Source organism: Streptomyces sp. NPDC045470, assembly GCF_040646595.1.
In the GTDB taxonomy this organism is placed as follows: Bacteria; Actinomycetota; Actinomycetes; order Streptomycetales; family Streptomycetaceae; genus Streptomyces.
In genome coordinates, this window is record NZ_JBEZAN010000036.1 from 1 (window position 1) to 19,023 (window position 19,023).

Below are 19,023 nucleotides of genomic sequence, written 5' to 3' on the forward strand. Positions count from 1 at the left end.
GCACCGCCCTGGCCGGCACCGCACGACGGCACCTGACGGACGCGATCGCCGCGGTGAAGGCGAACACGCCCGGACCACCGAACTCACCTGCCCACAACAACACCACCCCCGGACAACGCACCGCCCCACCACCCCCGTAGCCGCCAGGCCCTCTCGGCATCGCCGTCTGCGGCACCCACTGAAACCGGGCCCGGCACACAGAAGTTCGCCGACGGCACGCTGGAAAGAGTCCATCGGCCTGGCCGAGGGAGATCGCGGGGCCGATGCCCCGGGGACCTGGCACACCAGCTCGGGGACCGGGCGCAGCAGGGGACGGGCACATGGCATCAGCTGGTGCTGGGGGGCGCGGCCGAAGGGATCGTGGCGCGAAAGTCTACGGCTGCGGCCTGCTCACCCTCGTACCTGCCCGCGCCACCTGATACCCAGACCTCTCACTTCAACGGAGGGCGGCCCACCGCCCACCACAGTTGATCAAGCACGCCGCCCGTCACGGCAAGGGGACCCGACACGGTGCCCAGCTCACCCGGCCCGGAACCCGCCTTACCATCAGCTGGTGTCCCAGCGGGGCCACCGGCACGCTGCCCGGTCGTCGCATCGCGTTCGCGGCCGCGGGCGGCCGCGAACGCCAGGACGTGCAACCTCTGCGTCGTCCGGGTCGACAAGCTCGGCCAGGCCGTTTCAAGTCGGAAGTCTGCGAAGTGGGCGCGGATGCGGTCTTGGGCATTGATCAATCATGAGGGTCCTCTGGGTGGGAGGTAGGCGATGCCGTGGGCGCCCTGCACATGTGCGGGGTCGCCGGGGTCGATGTCCAGGCGCCGCGTGTGGGCGCCGGTGGTGAGGTCGACGATGTCGAGCGTTCCGGAGCGCAGGTTCGCGACGAACGCACGGGAGCTGTCGGGGGTGGTGCGGATGGTGAGCGGCACTTTGCCGACCTCGGTGGTAAAGCGGTGGCTGAGCACGCCGGGCTCGGTGCCTGGCTGGAAGGTCTTCAGCAGGCCGTCGGCGGGAACGCCGGGTGCGCTGAAGCGGACGAGGCCGGTCAGGACCTGGCCGTCGGCTGTGACGTGCACCGGTGAGGCGGGGTGGTCCAGGGGCACCGTGTGCACGATCAGGTCGCGCTCGGTGTCGATCGTCTTCAGACAGGCCGGGTGCTGGTCGTCGTCCCCGCCGGTGTAGTCGATCATCGCGGCGGCCACGTAGGCGAAGCGCCCGTCCGGGGAGAGGGCCAGTTCCTCCGTTCCGTATGGCATCGGGATCTGCCGGGTGAGCTGTCCGCGTTCCAGTTCGATGACGGAGATGAACGGGGCCTCCTTGCCGGCGGTGTACGCCTTGGTCCCGTCCGGGGTGACGACAACCCAGTGGGGGCCCCTGGTGCTGACCTCGATCCGGCGGACCGGCTTGCGGGTGGTGGTGTCGATCCCGACGAGCGCGCCGCCACCGGCCGGACCGGCCTCGACGGTGACGTACAGCAGGCCGCCCCGGTGGTCCAGGGCGAGGCCGTGCGGGGCCTGTTCGGGCTCCAGGGGGATGACGTCGACCAGGTCGCGGCGGTACGGGTCGATGACGGAGATCTCGTGAGCCTTGGCGCCGGGGGCGGTGTAGACGCCGGAGCGGTAGGTGTGCGAGACGTACAGCAGACCACGTTCGGGGTCGGCGGCGATCTCGTGCGGCTGCGCGGCCACGGGCAGGTCGCCGAGCGGCTCGTAGCTGTGGCCGTCGAAGAACCGCAGGGCCTGTCCGGTGGACGTCACCACCGCCAGCACCGGGCGCCGGGTCGTGGCGGCACTCACTGGTTCTCCCCGGGGAAGTCGGGGCGGCGGAGGAACTCGATGACCTCGCCGTCCGGGCCGTAGACAAAAGCCATGCGGATCGTGACGTCGGGGCTTTCGTTCAGGCCGGTCTGGGGCAGGTCGGCGGGTGCCTGCATCTCGCGGGCGCCGTGCTGGAGGGCGTGGGCGTATGCCTTGTCGACGTCATCGGTGCGCAGGCAGATGTGCAGCAGCGCGTTGTGCGCGGCCCGCTGCTCGTCCGTGGGTGCCGGGGCGGCGTGCGCGTGCCGGTCGGGGCCGCCGGGGACGGTGTCGCCCGGGTCGAACAGTTCCAGGAACGTGCCGTTGCCGCAGTCGAGGAACGCCGAGCGGGACACCACGCCGGGGGAGGTCCATTCGTAGGCGACGGTGAAGCCGAGCGCCTCACGGTAGAAGCGGACGGTGGCTTCGAAGTCGTGGGCGCGGATTGCGAAGTGGTCGAAGCCCGAGTGCAGGCGGGAGGTGCTCATGGCGGGGGTGGTTCCTTCCGGGGTTCGTTTCGGTGCGCCCTCCACGCTAGGAACACTCCGGACATAGGGCAAAGACGAAAACTCACACGGCCCCATAGGCTTGCCCTATGTCTGCGTCTCTTCGGCAACTCGAATACCTCCTGGCCGTCGTCGAGACCGGCTCCATCACTGAGGCCGCCGCCCACCTGCACATCAGCCAGCCCACCCTGTCCCAGCAGCTCAAGGCCCTGGAAAAAACCGTCGGGACCCCGCTGCTCGAGCGCACCCCGCGCGGCGCCCACCTCACCCCCGCAGGCCGCGCGTTCCTGCCCGGCGCCCGTCACGCCCTCGCGGGAGCCGACCGCGCCACGGGAGCCGCACGGGCCGTCGCCGGAATGGCCCACGGCCAGTTGCACCTGGCCACGGTCCTGTCCGTCGCGATCGGCGTGGTCCCCTCCGTCCTGGCCGCCTGGCACAGGACACACCCACACGTCGATGTCGTCCTGCACGAGTACGGCGACCTCGACTCGTTCACCACATCCATCACCGGCGCCACCGCCGACGTCGCCCTCGGCCCCCTGCCCGACGGCTGGGACGGACCCCGCTGCCCGCTGGGCGCCGAGGAGTTCGTGGCCATCGTCCCGCCCGGTGACCGGCTGGCCGGACGCCGCACCGTCCGCCTCACCGAGTTCGCCGACCGCCGCTGGGTGCTGTACCGACCGTCACACGGCCTGTCCGCAGTCGTCAGTCACCTGTGCGCCGAGGCCGCCTTCACGCCGAGCGCCGCGATCCGCACCACCCAGACCGCCGTCCTCCCCCGCCTCGTCGCCGCCGGCCTGGGCGTTGCCGTCGTCCCCGCCAACATCCTCACCCCCGACTTCCCCGGCACGGTGCTACGCCTGAACCCGCGCTACCGGCGCCCCTTGGATGTGTTCTGCCGCCCCGCACCGCACCCGCTCATCAGCGAGTTCCTGGCCATCGCCCAACACAGCGCGCGCCTGCACCCCGAGCACCTGGCAGAACCGCTCACCTGACGCAGCCGCCGGCATCCCCCGACACAGCGCCAGCGGCCAAGGTTCACCCGTTTATTCACCGATCGTTTCGGAGGAACCGCAGGAAAAGCCAAGGATGCCGCCTACGAGATGATGACCACCGAAGTAGACCTGATCTCAGCGGTACGGACAGGCATCATTCAGGACAAGGTGAAGGGCGCGGCATTCCCCTCCGCACTACCCTCGGACAAACTTGTTGAATACTGTCAAGGATTCACTGACACGCTACAGGAGAGAGTCGGAACGGAGCAGAAGAACCCAGACCCTGAGGCGCAGTAGTTGCAGGCACTGAAGGTAATTGACGCCCCGAGGAGGCCCCTATCCTTGAAACAATGACGACGATGACCGCGTTGCTCGCCATCCCTCTCATAGCGCTAATTGCCATCATGTGGGTGTTCCGGTTCCTGATGCGATCCTGGGTGAGCGCACAGGTGAGCCGCTGGATCGAAGGCGCCCTTTACGCTCTGCTCGGCACACTCATTACCTATACCTGGGGCCTCTTCACCGGTTTCCCTTGGGATATCGAGGAGGCGTGCAAGCTGGATCACCAGCAGCACTGGGACCGCAGTTCCGCGGGATCAGCAAGCTATTTCCCGCTCTCCAACAAGTGCAACGCCGCTTTCGACCTGGTTCCCGGTTATATCAACCCGCTGGTGATCGCAGGGGTGAGCGTCATGGTGTTCTGCAGCGGCATGGCCGCATACCAGGCATTGAAACGAAGAAATCGGGTAGTGAGATGAATGGCACCGAGGCATACTCACTCGGCAAGGCCCGCCCGAAGACCGCACGGACTACGGGCGGCGACAGCACGAGGCGCATGGGACATGTGGTCTGCCATGGCCAGGGGGTGCGGCAAGGCCCGACCGGGACCTGGGATGCAACACCCGGCTCGTACGGCGCACCGCGCCGCTCAGCGGCTTGACGCGGATGGCCGGTAAGGGCCTGTTCCTGTCATCCGGGCGTGGCAGGCTGCTGACCGTCCTGCCCCCTCTGGACCGCAGGCCGCCACCAGGCGAGGGTGACCCGGGCGTGAGGGCGACTCCCCCGGACGACCTCACGCCCGCCTTCGGGCGCTGCTGTCAGCCGCAGCGAGGCTGCCGGCCACCCCGGCCGGCTTTCGGTCGGTGCTCAGCTTCGCCCGGACGGTCTTGCCGCCGCCCGGATCGAAGCGGACATCCAGCGTCTGGGCTATGGCGCCGACCAGGGCCAGGCCACGGCCGTCTTCCGCTTCCCCGCCGGCTGGCCGGGGCCGGAGCCGGGCCGGGCTGTCATCGTGCACTTCGACGCTCAGGTGCCCGCTGTAAAGGCATAAGCGCAGGCGGCAGGCGCCATGCGTATGGCGGACGGCGTTGGTGACCAGTTCGGAGACCACCACCGCAGCGTCACAGGTGTCGACGGGGTGCTGGTGGCCCATGCGGCGCCGTGGGCGGACGGCATGTGCGGCAAGAGGGGCCGGTACTGGCCCGTCGAGCATCCAAGCACACTTCCTGCTGTGGTCCGTGCGGGGACATCAGGGACAGTTCTTGGGTGCTCGACGGGCCGTCGAGGGGCACGGTGTGCCTGGTGTCGGCGGGTACGGAGCCGCCCGGGCTGATGTCAGTGGACGGTCGTGAGGTGGAGGGCGTCTTCGCCGGTTGCCGGTGCCGGTGCGGCGGGGAGAGGGCGGTGGTTGAGAAGGAGGGCTGCGAGAGCGGCGGCGAGGGTGAGGAAGCCGGCCGCCCACCATATGGCGGTGGCGTAGCCATGGACCGTGGCCTGCAGGTACAGGTGTCCGGTCGCTGCGGGGTCCGTGGCAACGTGCTGGTGTGTGTAAGTGGCGGTGGCGCTGGCGGCGATGGTGTTGAGCAGGGCGGTGCCGATGGCACCGCCGATCTGCTGGGAGGTGTTGACCATGGCGGAGGCGACGCCGGAGTCCTGGGACACCACGCCGTGGGTGGCCAGGCTCATGGCGGGCATCATGGCGGTGCCCATGCCGAGTCCCATGACGACCATGCCGGGCAGGACGACGGTGGTGTAGGAGCTGTCGGGGGTGATCTGGGCGAGGATGACCAGGCCAGCGGCGGCGACGAGGTAGCCGGGGGCCATCAGCGCGCGGGCGGGCAGGCGGGGGGCCAGGCGGGAGCCGATCTGGGTGGCGCCGATCATCATGCCGGCCGTCATCGGCAGGAACGCCAGTCCGCACTTGAGAGGGCTGAAACCCTGGACGGCCTGGAGGTAGAAGGTCAGGAACAGCAGCAGGCCGAACATGCCGATGACGGCGGTGGCCAGGCAGGCGAAGGCGCCGCCGCGGTTGCGGTCGAGGATTACGCGCAGGGGCAGCAGCGGGGCCCGCACACCGGCCTCCAGGATGACGAAGCCGATCAGTAGGACCGCACCGGCGCCGGTGAGGCTGAGGGTGGTGGCTGCGCTCCAGCCGTCGCTCTCGGCCCGGGTGAAGCCGTAGACCAGGCAGGCCAGGCCGCCGGAGGCCAGGGCGACGCCGGGCAGATCCAGGCGGCGGCCGTGAGGATGGCCGGTGCGAGCGTCGTGGACGTAGACGAGGGCTCCGAGGGCTGCTGCGGCGGCGAAGAAGATGTTGACCAGGAGGGTCCAGCGCCAGGTGAGGTACTCGGTCAGCACGCCGCCCAGGATCAGGCCGAGGGCGGCACCACCGCCGGCGATGGCCCCGTAGATGCCGAAGGCTTTGGCGCGTTCCTTGGCCTCGGTGAAGGTGACCGTCAGCAGGGACAGGGCGGCGGGGGCGAGCAGGGCGCCGAAGACGCCCTGCAGGGCGCGGGCTCCCATGAGCATGCCGGTGTTGGCGGCGACGCCGCCCAGGGCGGAGGCGGCGGCGAAGCCGATCACGCCGGTGACGAAGGCGCGCTTGCGGCCCCACAGGTCGGCGATGCGGCCGCCGAACAGCAGCAGGCTGCCGAAGGCCAGCGCGTAGGCGGTGACCACCCACTGCCGGTTGGCGTCGGAAAAGCCCAGGTCGTGCTGGGCGGAGGGCAGGGCGATGTTCACGATCGTGCCGTCGAGCACGACCATCAGCTGGGCCAGGCAGATGAAGACCAGGGCTTTCCAGCGTCCCGGATCCCGGGGCAGGGGTGTGGATATGGACATGAAACGTGCTGCCTCTTGTCTGGAGGGGATGGCGGCGGCGGCCGTTGCGGAAGGCAGCGGCCGCCGTGGTGCCTCGGCAGTGGACTGCCAGGCCGCCGACAATGTACTTCCATTTTCGAATGATTCCAAAATGGAACGTTAGGATGGTGCGAGGATGGCGGAGCAGAGTGCGGCCATCGCGGTCGGATGAAGGGATCAGGCAGTGACAGACCGGAGCGAGCAGGGCCTGGGGGCCCAGCACGAGAGGCTGCTGGAGAGCCTGGGGGCCTACGCGGCCGATTACGCGGAGTTCGGGCGGCGTTTCGCTGGCTGGCTGGGCCTGCACACCACCGACGGCACTGCTCTGGTCGAGATCATCAACAATGAACACCGCGGCGCGCCCCTTACGCCCGCCCGGCTGAGTCAGCGCATCCAGCTCTCCCCGGCCGCCACGACGGCTCTGCTCAACCGTCTGGAGAAGGCCGGCCACATCGTGCGCAGCCGCGAGCACAGCGACCGGCGCGTGGTCACCCTGCGCACCGGCGGACAGGCCCAGGCCCTCGCCGACGAGTACTTCACCCCCGTCGGCGTCCGTCTGGGCGCCATGATGGCCGACTACCCTCCCGAACTGCTCCAGCAGTTCGAAAGCTTTCTCGGACACCTGCACGACACCTTGCGCACCCACCTCGTCGAGGAGGCCCACAGCCGGGGCGGTCGCACGAACGGCGACGCCCGCAGCCCTCACGGATGAAGCGGAGGACAGTCGGGGCCGGTGAAGGCGGCATCGGACTGGCCGGTGCCGGTGAGCTGCAGCGGACCGGCGAGCACCTCCCGCCTGCCGCCGCCCCCGCCCACTGGGCGTCTCGACCATGAACAGGCGCCTGAGTACATCCGGCGTGGGTGGGACAACGGCTGGAGCGTGCGCGCCACTGCCGTCGGCGCTACGCGCAGCTCAGGTTACGTCGGCCACGTCTCCAAGCGGCTCGCCGCGCTCTCGGAAGGCGACAATCCGGCTGTCAGGCCCCCCAAGCCGCGGGCAGGAATCACGCGCACCTCGGGCAGACCGTGACCGCCTTCCGCCCCTTGCCAGGAGGGCCCCGTGGTGAGCGCCTCACCCTGCACTACGGTCCCGGCCGTGCTGCTGATCGATGTGGAGAACGTGATCGGCGCGAACGCCCAGCCGGCAACCGCGACCCTCCGGGTGGACGCCCTGCTGCGGCACACCGGCCCTTTGGACCAGACGATCGCCGGATGCGCCCGGGACCGCATCCGTTCCGTCGTCGCGAGCGGTCTGCAACACCCGGTGTACACCTGCTGCTGGTCGATGCCGGCAAGAACGCTGCCGACCGCCTGCTGCTCGATCAGGCGCATGCCGCTGCGGCCGCCGGCACCCGGCGCTTAGTCATCGCCTCCGCCGACGCCGCCTTCGCTGCCCTGGCCCCACTCGGACACGTGGAGATTCTGGTCTGGGAAGGGCAGCCCGTCGCCAAGACCTTGTCGAAAGCCGGAACCGTACGACGCCTGCCGCGCATCCGGCACCTCTGCGTGCCTGGCCCTGCGGCACCCACTGAAACCGGGCCCGGCACACAGAAGTTCGCCGACGGGACGCTGGAAGGAGTCCGTGGACCTGGCCGAGGAAGGATCGCGTCCGGCCCGCTGCACCGCGCCGTGCCCTGCCGGGCGGGCCTATCGCCGCTGCCGTTTCCCCGACGGCAGCGACCGCTCACCGCGGCCTGCCTGCCGGCTGCGGTGAACATTCCCCGACCTGGCGAAACCGATCAAGGTCATGGCCGAGTGCCCCCTTCCCCCGGCCGTGTACCCGCCGCCCTACGCCAGTCGCCCAACCGCACCCGATGCGTAGGCGATTTCATGCAGGCGATCTGGGATGCTGCTGTGGTGCAGGGGTATGCCAGGGGCACGGTGAGTGCGTCGGACACCGTGGAGCCGCGACGCTCCCGGGTTCGATGCGCCCGGCCCTGCGCGCGGAAAGGTCTCGTACCTCTCGTCCCGACTCGCTCAGGACCTGCTGTCGCTGCCGGACGGATCGTGGGAGACGGTGAGCTGCCTGGCATCGGTCATCCGGTGCCGCGCCACCACCCCCACCGTGATCGTCGATGTGCCGGCGGTGGAGCGGCTGACCATCGACGCCCTGTCGGTCCTGGTCCGCAAAGCCATGCGTCTGCGTTCGGCCGCCGGTGAACTGCTGCTCGCCGGCCCCGGCCCGGCCCTGCGCAAGGTCAAAGAACGCACGGGAACCGGACCTCTGCTGTCCGCCTTCCCCGACAGCGCGGCCGCGCTCCGCGCGCTCGCCGGCGACGGCCGCACCTGGCAGCGGGTGGGCCTGGCCCCGGGCGCAGTGCCCTGTTCACCGAGCCCCCGCCACCGTGACGCCACCGACCGTAACCATCTGGTGAAGGAACTGCAACGGTACGTGACCGACTGGGGGGGGCGGTTCGTTACTCCGTCCAGAAGACCGAGCGGGCCACGAAGGGACAGCCGGTGAAGCACGACGCACTGTCGGGGAACGGAGGCGAGACACGCCCCCGTGTACCGGTCCGGTGCCGGCCGGCCCCCGCACCCGAGGAGGAAAGCCCGCTTGGCGGCCCTGGGCCGGGAACTGCCAGGCGCGGCTTCTCACGCCGTACCGAAGACACCCTCATCAGGCGCGAAGGCTCCGCCACCGGCGCACGAGCGCCACGCCGCCGAGCAGCAGCACACCGCTCGCGGCAGCCGCGGCACCAAGATGCTCGCTGCCGGTGTGGGCCAGCGCCGGAACAGGGGCGGCCTGCCCGACCACCCGGCCCTCGCCGCCGGCGGTAGACGCGGCCGGCGGGACACGGGAGTCCACCTCTCCGGCGACATCCGTCGGCGGACGATGCCCCGGCCCCGGAGAACTGGGGACCTCATGCCCCGTCGGACGGTGACCAGGAGGCTTCTGGCCGGGAGGCTGGTGGCTCCCAGGCGGCTTGTGCCCCGGAGACTGGTGGCCGGGTGGGTGGTTCCCGGGTGGCTTGTGACCGGGAGGCTGGTGGCCGGGTGGGTGGTGGTGACCGCCGAGATCGGCGCAGTGGTTGCCGAAGACGGGGTCGAGCAGGCCGATGACGTTGACGGTGTTGCCGCACAGGCTCACCGGCAGATGGACGGGGGCCTGAAGCAGGTTGCCCGCGAGGACGCCGGGGACGGCCGCGGTGCGTCCTGCGGCACCTGAGTCGGCGTGCGCGCCCGCCTCCGCGCCGGCCAGTATCCCGGGCGCCGTCGCGGCGACCAGCACGCTGTGTTTCACCAGATGCTGCACGTGTGGTCCTTCACCTTGTCGAAGATGACGAACCGGGCACGTGGTGGGGACCAGGTGCCCGCATCCCGAAGAGATATCACCCAGCCCCTGCGGCGGGCGCCACCGCTCAAGCGGCGAACACCCCTTCAAAGCCACTCCGGTTGGACAACCACGACGGCAGCGGACCCGGACGCTGAGCGCGTCGTATCGATCCAAACGATCGTCACGCCAGGAGGAAACGCGCGGCGTTTCGGGATCCCCGCTGTCTGAACGGTACTGCGCCCACCCGCGGAATTCTCAAAGGCCACTTTCGGCATGAACATGCGTTCCCAGCAACCCACGGCCTGCGCACACCCGTACGCAGCACCATCCTCACAAGCCCATACCCCGGAAAATCCGCACTTCAGCGCCGTGTTCGGTGTGCTGTGCCGGGGGCGCGTGACCGATGGCTAGGCGCGGGGGCGTACACGGCGGATCGAGAAGGGTTGTGCAAATGTCTGTGTTCTGTAATGGACCGTCGCATCTTCAACCACGGCCTGAGCGGCGGGCGCACAGTGAGGGCGCCCGGCAGTCGTCCGGGCATCTCGTCCTACTGGCCCCGCCGCTGGCGGGGCCGTCCGCAGGAGGTTGTTCATGTCCCGTTCCGCCCGTCTCGCGGCCGTCACCCTCAGCTCGGCCGCGGTGGTCACCGCCGCCGCCCTGCCCGCCTCCGCCACCGGCGCCCACACCCTGCCGGCCCACCACCGCTCCCCCGTGGTCATCGGCGCGGTCCAGGCCGACTCCCCCGGGCGCGACGACGGCTCCAACCGGTCCCTGAACGCCGGGTCACCGTCAAGAACACCGGACTGCGCCCGGTCAACCTCAAGGGCTGGACCCTGACCAGCGAGCGCACCCACAAGACCTACCGCTTCAACCACCTGCGCCTGGGCAGCCGCCAGGAAGTGCGCGTGCGCACCGGCAACGGACGTGACACCTGGCACGACGTGTTCCAGGACCGCCGCAACTACGTCTGGGACAACCGGCGCGACACCGCCACCCTGCGCAACGACCGCCGCCACGTCGTCGACACCAAGCACTGGGGCCGCCGCTGACCGGGCCGGGCCGCCTCCCAGCGGCCCCGCCACCAGGCGCGCCGCAGCCCCGGGGAGAGCTGCGGCGCGCCGCCCTGCCCGCCCTGCTGCACTGCACGACGGCCGGTTATCGACATTCTGGCCCGCCGCCCGGCACCGGCACCGTGCCCCTGCTAGCCTGCGCCCAGCACGGCCGCAGGCCAGCAGGAGGGAACAACACGCTTCCGACCATGACCCTGCACGGGTGTGCTGTGCAGCACCACCGCACCCGCCTGGAGAACGGGATCACAGTCCGCCAGAAGTGTGCACGGCGCGGGTACCGGATCACCTACGAGGCCACCGGACGCGACCGCCGAGTCCTTCCTCCCAACCCGACTTCACTGCCGCCGGCTGGCACCCCGCGAACCTGCTCACGCCGCAGCCGGGCAGCGGCAGGACGGCCGCAGGCGGCCCGGGTGCGGGACGGCGCCTGAGTGCGCCGCCCCGCACAGGCTATGCGCCTGGCACCGTGCGCATTCCCGAGCAACATGAGCATCGCCGACCGGTGCCCCGAACGGGTAACCGCAGACGCCTCGGCCAGGCTCGGCCGTCCGGTGCGTGTTCAGTTACGACCGCCTCCGGCCCGGCCTGCCGGGCCCTTTCTCGCCGGTGGCAAGCCGCTGCGGTACGAGCGGTCGAGCTGCCCGCGCACCGGATGGGACCATGGACGGATGCCCAAGATATCCACTTGCGTGACAGCGCGATGGCCGCTGGCCCGTCCTCTGCAACCGACTGGCTCCATGAGCTGTGCGGGGACGACATCACCGGATTCATGCCACCGGCGATGCCCGACGCGGCCTGGGTCCTCAATGCCATGGACGAGCACGAACAGGGCCCGGCGGCAATCTCGCATCACGAGCACCACCAGGCTCAGCTGACAGAGGGAAGCGTCGAACCACACGTCGTGGCGGGCATCGACCTCCACGCCATAGGGGTCGCCACCGGTGGTGACCTGGGCCGCGCCGAGCACCCGGGCCCCGGCTGGCAGCGCCTGCGCTGGGCGGACCTCGCCCACCGCATCGGCGACCCGGTCGTCCCGGAGGGGCTGCTGCCCTCCTACCACTGCTTCCCATCGGCGAAGAAGGGCGGAAGCTAGCCGCGGAGCATCGTCCCGCCGACCGAAGGCAGCATGGACCGAGATACCTGGAACCGGCTGATCGCCCTTCTCGTCGAGTACAGCCCGGACGGCACAGACACCGCGTGCTTCGCCTACTACAACCCGCTGATGACCGCGGGCTGCGACTTCGAGAACCTGCACGTGCGTGCCGGCCGCCTCGGCGACGCCAAGCTGCTCTACGACAACCCCGAGATCGACTTCAGCCCGTCCAACCTGTGGGCCGCCGACCGCTCCTGGGTGCTGTGCACCGACTACGACCTGTGGGCCACCAAGGTCTGCGGCCCCGCCCCTCATCGACACCCTGCTGCACGACACTGAGAACGAAGCCGTACAACTGCCCAATGACCCCACTGAACCGGCAGGTCAGACGTTGTCTCCACTCACCTGAGCCCCGACCCGTCAGCACGTCCGGTCATGACCACCGCGTCCGTACGTCCGCCGCACCCGAGCAGCCTGCCGTCCTCGAGGTCGACGGCCACGATGTCGCCTCGTCGGTGGAGGCGTACCGGATCACCCGGACCGTGGACGAGGGCCCCGAGGTCACGCTGTACATAGCCAAGGGCTGGAGCGGCATGCGGTTCGAGGGCTTGGCGGACGTAGTGGTCGAGCCAACGGATGTGCGGCACGTCGTGGCCGGGTTCCTGGACGCGGTGGACTGGCGCAAGCTCGACGAAGCCGTCCTCGGACGTGATGGTCCCGACGGCGGACCTGGGGAGTTGACGCGCGGGGTGCTGGCGCAGCTTCGGGAGTGGGCGCTGAGTGCTTGATCTGCACGGTCTCGCCCGGTTCGCTGAGCGGCACCTGGTGCTGGGGCGAGGGGTGCTGGTGCTCAGCCCGAGGGCAGTTGTCGGAAACCGCCGAATCGCCGTCGCCTCTTTAAGACAGCGTTTCCTTTGGTGCTGGTGAGTCGTTGAGCCGCTCATGGTGGGCTTGGTGGAACGGCTGGTACCCGATGAGTTGTGGGAGTTGTTCCGGCGGGTGGTGCCGCCCACGGAGGTCAAGCGTCCGCAGGGCGGTGGCCGGCGGCAGTCCGGGGACCGTGAGGTGCTGGCCGCGGTCATCTTCGTGGCGACCTCGGGCTGCACCTGGCGGCAGCTACCGCCGGTCTTCGGTCCGGCCTGGCCGACCGTCTACCGGCGCTTCGCCCACTGGAGCCGGGGCCGTGTCTGGGCAAAGCTCCACCGGGTGCTCCTCGACGAGCTGGGCGCCCGCGGCGAGCTGGACTGGTCGCGGTGCGCGATCGACTCCGTCAGCCTCAGGGCGGCAAAAGGGGGCCGCTGACCGGACCGAATCCGACCGACCGTGGCAAGAGCGGATCGAAAATCCACCTGATCACCGACCGCAACGGGCTGCCGCTGTCGCTGGGCATCTCCGCCGCCAACACGCACGACAGCCTGGGCCTGCAGCCGCTGGTGCGTGGCATTCCGCCCATCCGTTCCCGCCGCGGGCCTCGCCGCCGACGGCCGGCCAAGCTGCACGCCGACAAGGGCTACGACTACCCTCACCTGCGAAGGTGGCTTCGTGAGCGGGGCATCCGTCACCGCATCGCCCGTAAGGGTGCCGAGTCTTCACAGCGGCTGGGCCGCCACCGTTGGGTGGTTGAGAGAACCGTGTCCTGGCTGGCCGGCTGCCGCCGCCTGCACTGCCGTTACGAGCGCAAGGCCGAGCACTTCCTCGCCTTCGTCGGCATCGCCGCAGCACTCATCAGCTATCGCAAGCTCACCAACTGAAACAACGTCTAAGAGGTCGTTTTCTGCTGCTTTGTTCCTCATCATGCGTCTCAGTGTTCACGGGTGTCGCTGGCTTCCCGGATCTGCCGTGATGGAGGAGGACGGAACGGTGCGTACTGCGCCTCTTTGAATGAGACAGACTCTGCGTGGCGAGACAGGCAATACGGTCCTCCCACGAAGCTCAAGAGCCGCTTACGCTCCTGACAGCTCCATAGTGCCGCGCCGTCACAAGGGCATGTTGGGATAAAACAGACTCTGCCGATGAAAACGACCTCTTAGAGGTCGTTTTCTCCTGTTTCATTGCAATAGACACGTTTTTGTGAACTGCGAGAACGTGATGCTGAGGGGATCTGAGGCGCGGTTGGTTCCTGGGAGCCGGAGGGGGTGACGCCTGGGGGGCGAGGCGGCTTGCGCCTGTCTCATCCCAGGACGCCCGTTCCGCGGCCGCGCTGCCACAGGTGCGGACGCGCGCCTGGGCGCGCGCCCGCACCGGCGGTACGCCCCAGTCATGAGCGCACGACGCCCCTACCCGAGCGATCTGTCCGATGCCCGCTGGAAGCTGATCGAGCCTGTCCTGACAGCCTGGCGCTTCGAGCGCCGCGGCCGGGCCCTGGACATCGGGCGACCACCCGAACACGACCTGCGCGAGATCATGAACGCGATCCTGTACGTCGACCGCACCGGCGTGCAGTGGCGCTACCTGCCGCACGACTTCCCGCCCTGGGAAACGATCTACGGCTACTTCGCCAAGTGGCAGAAGGACGGCGTCTTCGCCCAGCTCAACGGCCTGCTGCGGGACCTGGTACGCCAGCAGCAGGGCCGGAACGCGGAACCATCGGCCGGCGTGATCGACGCGCAGAGCGTCAAGACCGCCACCAGCGTCCCCGCCAGGAGCCAGGGCATGGACGCGGGCAAGAAGATCGTGGGCCGCAAACGGAGCATCATCACCGACACGCTCGGCCTCCTGTTTGCGGTGCTGGTCACCGCGGCCGGCGTCCAGGACTCCACCGCCGGCACTCAGCTGCTCGACCAGGTCGCCGCCGACCACCCGCGCCTGCGCAAGGTCTGGGTCGACGGCGGCTACCGCAAGCACCTCGTCGAGCACGCCGCCGCCCTCGGCATCGATATGGAAATCGTCGAACGCGCCCCCGGGGCCAGGGGGTTCACCCCGTTCCCGAAGCGGTGGGCGGTCGAGCGCACCTACGGCTGGCTGATGCTGCACCGCCGCCTGGGCCGCGACTACGAAACCCTCCCGGCCCGCTCCGAAGCCCTGATCCACCTGGCCATGACCGACCTCATGGCCCGCCGCCTCACCGGCGAGAACACCATCTCCTGGCGCGACCCGACATCACCGGATCAAACACGCATGACGGGATGAAACAACGGGAGAAAACGACCTCTAAGAGACGGTCTGCAGGGGGCGACGAAGACCTCATCGTTCTTCTTTCCTTCGCGTGGGCAGGTTTTCGCGTCGTCTTTCGGCTTGGCGTACAAGGGTGCTGTGCAGGTCGTGCACGGCTGTGCGTGCCGTGTGTGCGTGGCGTTGTTGCAGCATGACGCGGAATTCGGTGTTGTCGTCGGCGAGGGGGCGGTAGGTGATGGTGCCGCTTCGCTCCAGTGGGTCGCCGTGCACGCTGTAGTCAGGTAGGACGGTGGCGCCGAGCCCTTCTGCGACCATGAGTTTGCCCATTTCGGCGCCCTCGGCCGAGTAAGAGAAGGGCGGTGTGCTGCCGCTGAGAAGGCAGTGGATGTAACGGTGCATGACGTAGCCGGCTCGCATCGTGATCAGCGGGTGGGCCAGCAGGTCGGCGACGGTGACTGCTTTGAGTGCGGCCAGAGGACTGTCCTGACGGATGCATACAACGGGTCGTCCACGCAGCAGCTCAGTAGTGTGCAGGTCAGGCGGGAGGTCGTCATCGAGTAGGTAGCTGACGATTCCAAGATCCAATCCGCCCTCGATGAGGTCTTGTTGGATGCCGTCGTGCCGGTCAGCGACAACTTCCACCTGGGTCGATGGGTGGGTGGTGCGGAACTCGCGGATGGCTGGTGTCAGGAGGGCGACGGTGGCCGCGTTGACCGTGCCCAGCCGTAGCCTGCGGTTGGTGTGGGGCTGTTCGTCGGCTGCTTGGCGCAGACGGTCGACTGCGCCAAGCACCGCGGTGATGTGCGGCAGCAGTTCCAGCCCTTCGCGACTGATTTCGGCTCCCGAGCGTTTGCGCTCCATGAGCTCCACTCCAAGTTCGCGCTCCAGTTTGCGCAGCGTCTGGCCCAACGCTGGCTGAGACATATATAGCGACTCTGCAGCACGGCGCAGCGACCCGAGTCGTTTGACTGCCATCAGATATTCCAATTGTTCTACACGCATGGCAAGATGCCTCCGGCCCACATCGTAAGCTGTTCGCAAGAGATGGCGAGGTGAGAGTTATTCCCTACCACCATATCTGAAGTTCGAGGTAGGTCTCGATTTGAATTCTCTCGCGTGCAGCTTGAGCGAGGCTCGTTTGAACTGGCGCAGCGCTGGCTGTCCGCGCGGATAGGGGCGAAGGCCCACTAGGCTCTGTCTGGAAGTCCCGTAGTTTCAGGCCCTTGGTCCTCACCATTGAAACGTCAAGCCTTGTGACGTCGGGGTGAGGTAGACCAAATCCCCAGTGGAAGGGTGCTGTGCCCAACGCGGCGCAGGCGTCGATTCCATGGCGTGTACTTCTACCTCATTCCCTGCCGCTGACTCGATCTCCCGAACGCTTGTTCGTGCAGTTTTGATCTGGTCTGCCGCAGTTGGGACTCAGGATCGCCAAACTCATCTGGAATGTACGCCAGCTGTCATGGACCATGACGGGGCTGCATTGCTCACTTTGGAATCGGTACGAATGCAGTCGAGTGCACCACGGCACGAGCTCCATCCCAATCGCTCTTGAGGTTCAGCATCAGGGATGCCGTGACGAAATTCGGGACCATGCTGCAGCGCTCTGAGAAGAGCTGACGACTGGTGGTAAACCCTGCCACGGGCCCGACCGGCTGATTGTTAGCGGCCTGGCCTCCTTCTTGTTCGCGAGCTCGGCTCATCAGCTAGGTGCAGCATCAGTGAAGGGGGCACAGTCGTGTGGATCATCTTTCATCCGGCCATGCCTAAGCGCATTGCCGCTGCGTTATCGGTGTCATCGGTGTCGAGTTCATGGTGCGTGGATGACGATGGCGTCGGTCGGGGGTCTGGTGGGCTGCAGCTAGATGTTGCGTTCTATCTATTTGGGCCGATAGTTGGACATCTGGCGTTTGACGACACGGGGCCGGCTGCGAATCCGTCGGGGCGGCAGGAGCCGGGCGAGAAGGTCGTCCCGGAGCTGCGCGAGGGCGGCGACCAGCAGCTCAGGGGGAAAGGATATCCGGTGTGGTGGTGGCCGCTGGCCGGGGCGGTAGCAGGCCGAAGCGGCGATCGAAAATCGGTGCTGGGAACGTCCCCGGAGCCGGATGAGCGGCATATGCCGCGCCGGGCCCAGATGCGGCGTGTGGGCGGCGTCACCGAGAAGCCGACCTCGTCGTCGAAGCGCAGCCAGGCCCCGCGCGCCGCCGCACCGCTTAGGCTGCGGGCCACGTGCCCTTCACCCAGCCAGCCAGCGCATCCGAATCGCGTCCGGCGGCCGGCGGGCCGGCACCTGGTGGGACCAGCCGGGCCGCCTGAGCATCTTCGTGATGCCCGAGAGGGCGAAGCTCTTGTGGAACCGGCGTCCGATGAGCGTGCGCATCCGTGCGTGCCAGGGTCCAGGTCTGGACCGGCCAGCCATGTGCCACCGGCCCCCAGACCAGTTCCTGCTCCAGCACCGCGAAGAGGACCCCGTTCAGCCCCGGCCGGGCTGGCTGGCCCCTGCGAGCACAGACCCCGTCGCCCCGTGGCTTCCCAGGCCTGGTGCCACCGCTGCACCGAGCAGACGCTGACCCGCAGCCGCTTCGAGATCACGTCATTGCCCTGCCCGGCGGCGAACACCCTGCCGCTTCCACCCGAATGCGCTCGCGAGAACGCCCGCCGCTCAGCGGTCAGGCCACCGCCTCGCGGATATCTCATGACTCCGGCGTACTGCGACGATCACCAGACGTCAGCCCTCACGACACCACCCGGACAACGTCAGTAACTGGCCCTCTCCCGCGACGCGACGGCCCGTGCCGGAGACTCAGCGAGGAGCGGTACCCCGACGACCTGGGGGCCGGTCGGCCCGGAGCCGCTCATCCCCGTCCCGCGAACGGGATCTGCACGTCAGTCTCCGTCTCCGTTTCCCCCGGCCGCCGCCACAACTTCTCCTTCGCCAAGCGAGGCAGCACACCCTCCCCGAACCAGTACGCCTCCTCGACGTGCGGGTGGCCGGACAGGACGAACTCTTCGATGCCGAGCTGCCGGTACTCGACGATCCGCTCTGCCACCTCAGCGTGGCTGCCCACCAGGGCGGTGCCCGCGCCGCCGCGGACCAGCCCGATGCCCGCCCAGAGGTTGGGCGCGACCTCCAGCCCGTCCGTGCTGCCGCCGTGCAGCGCCAGCATCCGCCGCTGGCCCTCGGACTCGCTGCGGGCCAGCCCTTCCTGCACGGCGCGGATCGCCTCCGGCGCGAAGCCGTCCAGCAGGCGGCGCGCCTCCGCCCATGCCTGGTCGGCGGTGTCCCGTGTGATCACGTGCAGCCGTATCCCGAAGCGCACCGTGCGCCCGGCGTCGGCGGCCAGCTTCCGTATCCAGGTGATCTTCTCGGCCACCTGCGCGGGCGGCTCGCCCCAGGTCAGGTACACGTCGCTGAAGCGGGCGGCGACTTCCCCCGCCGCTGCCGAGGACCCGCCGAAGTAGACGGGTGGTACGGGGTCGGGGACGCGGGCCAGCCGCGCCTGCTCAACCCGCAGGTGCTCCCCGGCGAAGTCGACGGTCCGCCCCTGCCACAGGTCCCGCACGATGCCGAGGAACTCGCCGGTGCGGGCGTAGCGGGCTTCCTTGTCGAGGAAGTCGCCGTACGCGCGCTGCTCGTGGCTCTCGCCGCCGGTGACGATGTTGAGGAGCAGCCGGCCGGGTGCGTGCCGCTGGAAGGTGGCCGCCATCTGGGCGGCGAGTGTGGGCGCGATGACGCCGGGCCGCAGGGCGATCAGGAATTTCAGGCGCTCGGTCTCCCGGGCGAGCATCGCCGTGGTCAGCCAGGCGTCCTCGCACCAGGCTCCGGTGGGGGTCAGCGCGCCTTCGAAGCCGAGCTGCTCGGCGGCGCGGGCGATCTGGGTGAGGTAGCCGAGGGTGGCGGGGCGCTGCCCGCCCGCGGCTCCGGCGGGCAGGCCGTGGCCGCCGCCGACGATGTGCCGGCTGTCGCCGTAGGTCGGCAGGAACCAGTGGAACGTGAGGCTCACGAGGTCTCCGGAAGCAGGGGGAAGAACGGTGGAAATGGG

18 protein-coding genes and 1 pseudogene are annotated in these 19,023 nt (G+C 69.0%); 11 read left to right on the forward strand and 8 right to left on the reverse strand.

The annotated features are described in order from the left end of the window. Positions 1-731: 731 nt before the first annotated feature. Positions 732-1,790 carry a YncE family protein gene (locus tag AB0A97_RS40300; RefSeq protein ID WP_361160688.1) on the reverse strand — a complete coding sequence of 353 codons (1,059 nt, stop codon included), beginning with the start codon at positions 1,788-1,790 and terminating at the stop codon, positions 732-734. Next, the gene (locus AB0A97_RS40305; RefSeq protein WP_361160691.1) at positions 1,787-2,278 is read right to left on the reverse strand and encodes a VOC family protein; all 492 of its coding nucleotides are present in this window, start codon (positions 2,276-2,278) and stop codon (positions 1,787-1,789) included. Before AB0A97_RS40305 ends, AB0A97_RS40300 begins: the two co-directional genes overlap by 4 nt. A gap of 107 nt (positions 2,279-2,385) precedes the next feature. Here AB0A97_RS40305 and AB0A97_RS40310 point away from each other — a divergent pair, with 107 nt between their 5' ends. Then, positions 2,386-3,291 carry a LysR family transcriptional regulator gene (locus tag AB0A97_RS40310; RefSeq protein WP_361160694.1) on the forward strand — a complete coding sequence of 302 codons (906 nt, stop codon included), beginning with the start codon at positions 2,386-2,388 and terminating at the stop codon, positions 3,289-3,291. Between the two features lie 350 nt (positions 3,292-3,641). Continuing rightward, positions 3,642-4,049: a hypothetical protein gene (locus AB0A97_RS40315; RefSeq protein ID WP_361160697.1), complete on the forward strand. Its 408-nt coding sequence runs from the start codon at positions 3,642-3,644 to the stop codon at positions 4,047-4,049. Between the two features lie 314 nt (positions 4,050-4,363). Here AB0A97_RS40315 and AB0A97_RS40320 read toward each other — a convergent pair whose 3' ends face one another. Both AB0A97_RS40320 and AB0A97_RS40325 read right to left on the reverse strand, forming a co-directional pair. After that, the gene (locus AB0A97_RS40320; RefSeq protein ID WP_361160700.1) at positions 4,364-4,681 is read right to left on the reverse strand and encodes an ATP-binding protein; all 318 of its coding nucleotides are present in this window, start codon (positions 4,679-4,681) and stop codon (positions 4,364-4,366) included. A gap of 224 nt (positions 4,682-4,905) precedes the next feature. Beyond that, a complete protein-coding gene (locus AB0A97_RS40325) occupies positions 4,906-6,411 on the reverse strand; it encodes an MFS transporter (protein ID WP_361160703.1) in 1,506 nt (501 codons plus the stop codon). A 202-nt stretch (positions 6,412-6,613) separates the two neighbouring features. Between AB0A97_RS40325 and AB0A97_RS40330 the strand changes: the two genes are divergently transcribed. From AB0A97_RS40330 to AB0A97_RS40340, 3 genes are all read left to right on the forward strand, one after another. Then, a complete protein-coding gene (locus AB0A97_RS40330) occupies positions 6,614-7,141 on the forward strand; it encodes a MarR family transcriptional regulator (RefSeq protein ID WP_361160706.1) in 528 nt (175 codons plus the stop codon). A 384-nt stretch (positions 7,142-7,525) separates the two neighbouring features. Further along, positions 7,526-7,792, forward strand: coding sequence for a hypothetical protein (locus AB0A97_RS40335; RefSeq protein WP_361160709.1), 267 nt, complete (start codon positions 7,526-7,528; stop codon positions 7,790-7,792). Positions 7,793-8,446: 654 nt separating this feature from the next. Continuing rightward, positions 8,447-8,893 carry a hypothetical protein gene (locus tag AB0A97_RS40340; RefSeq protein ID WP_361160712.1) on the forward strand — a complete coding sequence of 149 codons (447 nt, stop codon included), beginning with the start codon at positions 8,447-8,449 and terminating at the stop codon, positions 8,891-8,893. Between the two features lie 156 nt (positions 8,894-9,049). On the opposite strand, the gene AB0A97_RS40345 is transcribed toward AB0A97_RS40340, so the two are convergent. Further along, complete coding sequence (locus AB0A97_RS40345) at positions 9,050-9,685, reverse strand: chaplin family protein (protein ID WP_361160715.1); 636 nt, start codon at positions 9,683-9,685, stop codon at positions 9,050-9,052. A 612-nt stretch (positions 9,686-10,297) separates the two neighbouring features. Between AB0A97_RS40345 and AB0A97_RS40350 the strand changes: the two are divergent. The 6 genes and pseudogenes from AB0A97_RS40350 to AB0A97_RS40375 all read left to right on the forward strand — a co-directional run bounded on the left by AB0A97_RS40350 (position 10,298) and on the right by AB0A97_RS40375 (position 14,998). Next, positions 10,298-10,755, forward strand: a pseudogene (locus AB0A97_RS40350) (lamin tail domain-containing protein). A 706-nt stretch (positions 10,756-11,461) separates the two neighbouring features. Then, complete coding sequence (locus AB0A97_RS40355; RefSeq protein ID WP_361160718.1) at positions 11,462-11,869, forward strand: hypothetical protein; 408 nt, start codon at positions 11,462-11,464, stop codon at positions 11,867-11,869. Positions 11,870-11,902: 33 nt separating this feature from the next. After that, entirely contained in the window at positions 11,903-12,208 is a 306-nt protein-coding gene (locus AB0A97_RS40360; RefSeq protein ID WP_361160721.1) for a hypothetical protein, read from the forward strand. A 23-nt stretch (positions 12,209-12,231) separates the two neighbouring features. Further along, the gene (locus AB0A97_RS40365) at positions 12,232-12,657 is read left to right on the forward strand and encodes a hypothetical protein (protein ID WP_361160724.1); all 426 of its coding nucleotides are present in this window, start codon (positions 12,232-12,234) and stop codon (positions 12,655-12,657) included. A gap of 154 nt (positions 12,658-12,811) precedes the next feature. Continuing rightward, a protein-coding gene (locus tag AB0A97_RS40370) for an IS5 family transposase (protein WP_361160727.1) occupies positions 12,812-13,620 on the forward strand; the annotation gives its coding sequence in 2 pieces (ribosomal slippage) (positions 12,812-13,159 and positions 13,162-13,620; 807 coding nt in all). Positions 13,621-14,128: 508 nt separating this feature from the next. Continuing rightward, positions 14,129-14,998, forward strand: a complete 870-nt coding sequence (locus tag AB0A97_RS40375; protein WP_361160730.1) for an IS5 family transposase — start codon at positions 14,129-14,131, stop codon at positions 14,996-14,998. 54 nt (positions 14,999-15,052) lie between these two features. On the opposite strand, the gene AB0A97_RS40380 is transcribed toward AB0A97_RS40375, so the two are convergent. The 3 genes from AB0A97_RS40380 to AB0A97_RS40390 all read right to left on the reverse strand — a co-directional run bounded on the left by AB0A97_RS40380 (position 15,053) and on the right by AB0A97_RS40390 (position 18,984). Continuing rightward, positions 15,053-15,985 (reverse strand): LysR family transcriptional regulator, encoded by a 933-nt coding sequence (locus AB0A97_RS40380; protein WP_361160733.1) that lies wholly within the window; start codon positions 15,983-15,985, stop codon positions 15,053-15,055. A 1,231-nt stretch (positions 15,986-17,216) separates the two neighbouring features. After that, entirely contained in the window at positions 17,217-17,399 is a 183-nt protein-coding gene (locus AB0A97_RS40385) for a winged helix-turn-helix domain-containing protein (protein ID WP_361160736.1), read from the reverse strand. 436 nt (positions 17,400-17,835) lie between these two features. Further along, entirely contained in the window at positions 17,836-18,984 is a 1,149-nt protein-coding gene (locus AB0A97_RS40390) for an LLM class flavin-dependent oxidoreductase (RefSeq protein ID WP_361160739.1), read from the reverse strand. Positions 18,985-19,023: the final 39 nt, after the last annotated feature.

Excerpts from the sequence above, each read along its gene's own strand:
- AB0A97_RS40310 (WP_361160694.1), top strand. The coding sequence starts at position 2,386 with ATGTCTGCGTCTCTTCGGCAACTCGAATACCTCCTGGCCGTCGTCGAG.
- AB0A97_RS40380 (WP_361160733.1), bottom strand. The coding sequence starts at position 15,985 with ATGCGTGTAGAACAATTGGAATATCTGATGGCAGTCAAACGACTCGGG.
- AB0A97_RS40305 (WP_361160691.1), bottom strand. The coding sequence starts at position 2,278 with ATGAGCACCTCCCGCCTGCACTCGGGCTTCGACCACTTCGCAATCCGC.
- AB0A97_RS40375 (WP_361160730.1), top strand. The coding sequence starts at position 14,129 with ATGAGCGCACGACGCCCCTACCCGAGCGATCTGTCCGATGCCCGCTGG.
- AB0A97_RS40360 (WP_361160721.1), top strand. The coding sequence starts at position 11,903 with ATGGACCGAGATACCTGGAACCGGCTGATCGCCCTTCTCGTCGAGTAC.
- AB0A97_RS40365 (WP_361160724.1), top strand. The coding sequence starts at position 12,232 with ATGACCCCACTGAACCGGCAGGTCAGACGTTGTCTCCACTCACCTGAG.
- AB0A97_RS40315 (WP_361160697.1), top strand. The coding sequence starts at position 3,642 with ATGACGACGATGACCGCGTTGCTCGCCATCCCTCTCATAGCGCTAATT.
- AB0A97_RS40385 (WP_361160736.1), bottom strand. The coding sequence starts at position 17,399 with ATGGCTGGCCGGTCCAGACCTGGACCCTGGCACGCACGGATGCGCACG.
- AB0A97_RS40325 (WP_361160703.1), bottom strand. The coding sequence starts at position 6,411 with ATGTCCATATCCACACCCCTGCCCCGGGATCCGGGACGCTGGAAAGCC.